General features: G+C 31.7%; 7 protein-coding genes and 1 tRNA gene. 2 read left to right on the forward strand and 6 right to left on the reverse strand.

Annotated features, from left to right (window positions below):
* Positions 1-23: 23 nt before the first annotated feature.
* From AABL81_RS13365 to AABL81_RS13380, 4 genes are all read right to left on the reverse strand, one after another.
* On the reverse strand, positions 24-272 hold the full coding sequence (locus AABL81_RS13365) for a hypothetical protein (RefSeq protein WP_341341310.1): 249 nt from the start codon (positions 270-272) through the stop codon (positions 24-26).
* A gap of 498 nt (positions 273-770) precedes the next feature.
* Positions 771-1,088 carry a DUF6922 domain-containing protein gene (locus AABL81_RS13370; protein ID WP_006260078.1) on the reverse strand — a complete coding sequence of 106 codons (318 nt, stop codon included), beginning with the start codon at positions 1,086-1,088 and terminating at the stop codon, positions 771-773.
* A gap of 39 nt (positions 1,089-1,127) precedes the next feature.
* Complete coding sequence (locus AABL81_RS13375) at positions 1,128-1,811, reverse strand: nucleotidyl transferase AbiEii/AbiGii toxin family protein (RefSeq protein WP_158211176.1); 684 nt, start codon at positions 1,809-1,811, stop codon at positions 1,128-1,130.
* Between the two features lie 139 nt (positions 1,812-1,950).
* The gene (locus AABL81_RS13380) at positions 1,951-2,358 is read right to left on the reverse strand and encodes a helix-turn-helix domain-containing protein (RefSeq protein ID WP_158211175.1); all 408 of its coding nucleotides are present in this window, start codon (positions 2,356-2,358) and stop codon (positions 1,951-1,953) included.
* Positions 2,359-2,573: 215 nt separating this feature from the next.
* Here AABL81_RS13380 and AABL81_RS13385 point away from each other — a divergent pair, with 215 nt between their 5' ends.
* Complete coding sequence (locus AABL81_RS13385; protein ID WP_158211174.1) at positions 2,574-2,828, forward strand: DNA-binding protein; 255 nt, start codon at positions 2,574-2,576, stop codon at positions 2,826-2,828.
* A 110-nt stretch (positions 2,829-2,938) separates the two neighbouring features.
* Here AABL81_RS13385 and AABL81_RS13390 read toward each other — a convergent pair whose 3' ends face one another.
* Together AABL81_RS13390 and AABL81_RS13395 are read right to left on the reverse strand one after the other, a co-directional pair.
* On the reverse strand, positions 2,939-4,258 hold the full coding sequence (locus tag AABL81_RS13390) for a site-specific integrase (protein ID WP_158211173.1): 1,320 nt from the start codon (positions 4,256-4,258) through the stop codon (positions 2,939-2,941).
* Positions 4,259-4,530: 272 nt separating this feature from the next.
* Positions 4,531-4,615: transfer RNA gene (locus tag AABL81_RS13395), tRNA-Ser, on the reverse strand.
* Between the two features lie 587 nt (positions 4,616-5,202).
* Between AABL81_RS13395 and AABL81_RS13400 the strand changes: the two genes are divergently transcribed.
* The gene (locus AABL81_RS13400) at positions 5,203-5,634 is read left to right on the forward strand and encodes a GNAT family N-acetyltransferase (protein WP_341341311.1); all 432 of its coding nucleotides are present in this window, start codon (positions 5,203-5,205) and stop codon (positions 5,632-5,634) included.
* The last annotated feature ends 277 nt before the right edge of the window (positions 5,635-5,911 follow it).

Consider the following 5,911-nt stretch of genomic DNA (forward strand, 5'->3'; position numbering starts at 1 on the left):
AACACTATCTTATTTTAAGCACATTAATTGTCCACTTTTTGCTGACGATTTACAGGTTTTGCTAATGAGAAAATTAAAGGCTGTTTTTTAAATTTAAATGTAAAAATGTCTGTTAATATAGATTCACAAATACCCGCATTAATGAAATCGTCAATTTCATTGTTCCAAATGAAGTTACTCGAAACAGTGGAATTTAACACGTCTTTCACACCTCTTTCAAGTAGTTTTTTATATTCTTTTAGAAAGGTTATATATTGATTAATTGCATTCATTTAGTTTCAATAGTAAAATTGTTTCTTCAAATTTACAATTTTTTCCGAGGTGTTGGGATAAGATTTTGTATAACTTCTCTGTACTTTTCAAAGTGATGAAAAATTGAAGCTAAAAATTTTGAGTTCCCTTAAGCCTATTGAAAGTTACCTGTATTTGTAAATTTAACACAAAGGATTCATTTTTTTTTAATTATACTAAATTTTATTTTTAGTTAAAAAAAATAATTTATTAAATATATTTTAACACATATAGATTAGTAAATAAAAGTAATACCCTTAACAAAAGATAAGTTTACAATACATGTCATCTTCCTCAATAAGATTACGTAAGAATTATCGAGATGTGTCTTTGTCCTTACAAATTGAAAATTTTCCAGTATCAAAGACCACTCGTTTTTCTCCCGAAGGTCGCAAAATTGGTAAAGAGAAAGGAGTATTAATTACCCAAATAAAGCAAAAAAAGCTAGAGTACAAAATTACATGTACTCTAGCTTTTTCTTATATCCAATGATAGGATTTATCTTTTCTGTTTTGATAACAAAGCATATCTTCTTTTCTAAGTTCTGGAAAAAATCTAATGGCTCTTTCAATAGCGTAATTAGGTAAGAACTTAATCTCCTTACATATTGTAAGAAGCACTTTTTCTTTGCTATACAACCGAACGATTTCATCTATTTCACTCTGATCGCCACGTTCAATTACACGTACTATAATGGGAATATATGCTTTCTGATAATCAAGCTTATTAATGTCAGTGTCCCAAAATAATTGAGTTCCTAAAGTTGAAATATCAGTTAGTTTTTGTTCTTTTTTCATATTATAAATATAGTGATTTCATGAAGGTTAAGCAACTGTTTATCTGCGTATTCCTCTTTTTCTAACATATTGGTCTATTTTTTTATCGGGTTCTAAATCGAATTTAAAAGAGGGATTTGCAACAGCTTTTTCTAAACGTTCTTTCATTGTACCCCAATTACTTTCTTTTCCATGCATCAAGGTAACCTCAAAATCTCGATAGATATTCTCATAAAAAGTTAACGCATAGGATGCTAATGCTGTATTACCATTATACTTGTTTTTATAAGCATCTAAATAGGTTTGCAAAGGATTGTGCTCTAAAAGAAAATACATATCAACAAAGTCTTTGATACGTGTTCCGCTTTGAAAAATAGCATGAAGTTTCATTGCTCCAATATCTTCTAAAGAAGCTAATCGTACATTGTCTATATTCAATACTTCTTTTTGTAAAGGATATTTATGTGCAATAATATCTACTTTAACTCGATTGATATCCATTAAAATAGTATTATTAAACATTTCCTTTACATTGGCATTAAGTTTTTGTTTTAAATGTTGTGATATCGATTTATAATCAAAATCTTTGGTCGAAAATAGGTCTATATCAATACTAATTCGATGACCTATTTGCAGGCTTAATGCTGTTCCTCCTACAAGAATAAAATCTTGTAACTTTTCATCTTTCATAAGTCTTTGAAGTAATTCCCAAAGCTCATTAATAACGGTTTGTTTATATAACATAATTAAAAAATTTTCAGAAAAGTATTCCTGAAAACCTCCTATATTATGTATTGGCTTAATGAGGTTCTATTTGTCTTTATAAGTCACAAAAAAAAGCCTAACCATAGGTTAAGCTTTCATATATTTATTAATAATCTATTTACTTCGTTTGAATCAACTTCTCTAAGCGAACCATCATTTCATCTTTCTCTTTAAGCATGCGCTCATACAAAGCAATCTTTTCTTCATGAAGTTGAACTAGTTTATCAATAGGGTTGTTATTAAAAACTGGACTATAATTTATCAAGCCTTGTGTGCCATGAAATGTACTTGATATTATATTAATAGCTTGCTCTTCATCAAAATTCTCAATTGCTTCAACAGGTATTTTAAGTACTTTAGAAATCTGTTGCAACAGTGAATTATCAATGACTTCTTTTTGTTCAAGTAAAGATATCTTCTTTTGATTCCAATCCTCTCCTAAATCAAAAGCAAGAACCTCTTGCTTGATTCCAAGCATTTCTCTAAAACGCTTTACATTTCTTCCTTGGTGTATTTTATGTTCCATAATTAATAGCTGAGTTAAGAAGGCTCAAAGATAAAGCCAATGATTTAAAAAGATTGAATTGTAAAGTTATAAAATAATCGGTAAGATATCCCTATATGAGAATATTATAGTTGTTTAATAGGAAATTCATAGCCAAATAGACTCTAAAACTGCCAAAAACAAAGTGAAATCTGTTTTGATTGTAGTTTAGTTGTTTAACCAAAAAAACAACTATCATGGAAAGTCAAATTACAAAAGACGATTTAAGATTGTTTGCTCAAACAATCATTGGAGAATTAAAAGATCTATTAGTCAAGCAAAACAAAGAAACCTCTCTTGAATGGGTAAAGGCAAAAGTAGCAAGACAATTACTAAGTATCTCGCCAGCTTCACTACAAACATTACGTATCAGTGGTAAATTACAGTGTCGCAAAATACTTGGTTCGTATTATTACAACAGAAAAGAGATAGAGAACCTTTTTAATGAGTAGAAGTTAACTTCTACTCATTAAAAAGGTTGGAAATTGACTCCCTTAAATTTCTTGTTTGCAAAACTACAGTTGAATTGTTAGAAAGTGTAGAGAATTTAAGGGAGTTCCTATTATCCATTTAACTGATTAATAAAAGTAGTTAGTTGAGTTAATTTATCGGGGTTTAGGCTTTTTAAACCCTCAAGTAAGTCAGTATAATTATCCGTTTGCTTATTTGATTTCCCTTCAAGTTTACCTTTTAAAATCTGCATTTCAGTTTTAATAGCTTCTTCTTCAGTTAAAGCGTATTCCTCTGTTTGTTTAACAGAGTGATGTCCTAACATTTCTTTGACTACATGAATAGGTACACCATTGCCAAGAGTTACCGTACTTCCAAAAGTTCTTCTTGCTTTATGGGTGTTTAACTCACTAATTTCACAAAGTGAAGCAATCTCTTTTAAGTACTCATTCATCTTTTGATTAGAGCGAACAGGAAGCACTATATCTTTACCAATACAAGCGGGATGATCCTTATGTTTTTCCATTATCTCAATAGCTTTTGGAAGTAGTGGTATAGTAATATTAGCATCTGTCTTTTGTCTGTTAATTCTAATCCACAGATTACCTTCTTCATCTTTTGTAATATCACTTTTCTTTAGTTGAAATACATCAATATAAGCGAGCCCCGTATAACATTGAAAAACAAACACATCTCTTACAGTAGCTAATCGCTCATTTGTAAACTCTTTGTTTTCTAAAATTGATAACTCTTCTTTACTTAATGGTTTCTTATTGAGTTTAGTCTTTTTAGGTTTGTATTGTACAAATGGATTGGAAGCAATAATTCCTTTAGCAACTGCCCGTAAAACAATCTTCTTGAAGTTTGAGATATACTTTATAGCTGTGTTATTAGAACACGCTCTAACGGTCTTTAAATAGTGCTCATAACCAAGCACAAACTCATAATTGAGTTCTCTAAACTCTATATCTTCTTTACCATATACATAACGAATATATTCAGCTACATGTGATCTTGCTGTAACATATCTTTCATGTGTTCCAATAGCATACTCTTTAGGCACAAGTTTAAAGATTTCATCGTTATGCTTTTGGAATTCTTCTAAAACTTTAGCCTTACTAGTTCCTTTGCCTTGGATATAATCCATAAGCACAGAGGTAGTAATGGGCTCTTCATTACTTAAGAGCTCTAATTTGTACTTGGTAATCTTAGATATGATTGTATCTAAGATATAGTTTAGCGTTTTAGCATCTTCTTTAGCGCCATTAGCACGACCTGCTTTTTGGTTCCATCTTTTGATATCCCATTTGTGACTAAGAGAAGTCTCTTTGCGAATACCATCTACTGTGATTCTAAGGTAAACTCCTCTTAAATCACTTTTCTCTCTATTGGGTTTAAGAAAGAAATTAATTGATAACTGTTTTTCTAACATAATTCAACTGTTTTTAATATTAATAAATGTCGAATTAAAACGTTCCAAAATCACAGTCTAAAACTCTCTGGCACCCTTTGGCGTCTGGGTTTGCTAAGTTGAAAGGTGCGCATCACTTAAATATTTTTTTGTGCACCGAATCTATAACCTTTTTAGGTGCACTTTTGAACAAAATGCGATACCCCTAAAAAAGAAAAAACCTATAACTCATTGTGAATCATAGGTTTTGTGTTTTTTTGATGACTTTTAAAAAGTTATCTTTTATAAATTAGCGGAGAAAGAGGGATTCGAACCCCCGGACCTGTTACAGTCAACAGTTTTCAAGACTGCCGCATTCGACCACTCTGCCATTTCTCCGGTCGTATACAGTTGTTCTGTATTGCGAGTGCAAAGATAGCACAAATGTGATACGTGTCAAGGGTTCAGCTGTAATTTTTTGAATAAAAAATGCAGTGTTTCTCTTAACTTATTTACAATGATAGTTTTATGATGTGAAAAAAAATGTACTTTTTTTTGAAATAATTGTGCGCTATCTGCTTTTTGGCGAATTTCACAACATAAATAAGCGTGCAGTGGAGTAAAGATTAATCAAAACAAGGGTTGTTATCTTTCTACATCCACTGTTTTTAATAGGCTTGAACTCCAGTTTATCTCTGTTTATAGCGATTATAACTCCGTAATCTTGCAGTACTAAATGCAATCATAGTTTATCTCTGTTTATGGCAATTATAACTCCGTAATCTTGCAGTACTAAATGCAATCATAGCTCATCTCTGTTTATAGCGATTATAACTCCGTAATCTTGCTGTACTAAATGTATTTATAGTTCATCTCTGTTTATCCCCTTGTAGATTGTATTACAAATTTATGTGTGTGCTATGCGGTTATAAGCAAAAGAAGAATGATTTTTGTGTTCTATACAGTGTAAATCAAAATCGATAGGGATGATAAGAAAAGTAAAGGTAGGGGATTACCCAAGGTTGATGGAAATATGGGAGAGTGCGGTTGTAAATACACACGACTTTCTGCATAAAGAGGATTTTGAATACTATAAAGCAAATATTCCAACGTATTTTCAATATGTAAACTTGTATGCGCTTGAGAATGCAAGTGGCGTATTGGTTGGGTTTATGGGAATTGCGGAAGATAGCTTGGAGATGTTGTTTATTGATAACGTATATAGGGGACAAGGCGTAGGCAAGCAGTTGCTTAGGTATGCTGTGGAGCAAATGAACGTTTCTAAAGTAGATGTGAATGAACAAAACACACAAGGGGTTGGTTTTTATCTGCATTGTGGGTTTACACAGATCGGTCGTTCTGAACAGGATGACCAGGGTAAGGCGTATCCAATCTTACATCTTGCCTTGTCAAAGTAAATGCTAATGCACTTATAATTGTAGCCCTACATTAAAAGGGGATCTACACAAGGTAATGCATTTACACGTGTTGCCTATTCTCAATAGGGGTATTCTCATAAACGGGTATCTACACAAGGTAATGCATCTATATGTGTTGCCTAATCTCAATAGGGATATTCTCATAAAAGGGTATTTACACAAGGCAATGCATTTATACGTGTTGCCTATTCTCAATAGGGATATTCTCATAAACGGGTATCTACACAAGGCAATGCATCTACACGTGTTGCCTATT

It is taken from the genome of Myroides sp. C1519 (assembly GCF_038039755.1).
In the GTDB taxonomy this organism is placed as follows: Bacteria; Bacteroidota; Bacteroidia; order Flavobacteriales; family Flavobacteriaceae; genus Flavobacterium; species Flavobacterium phaeum_A.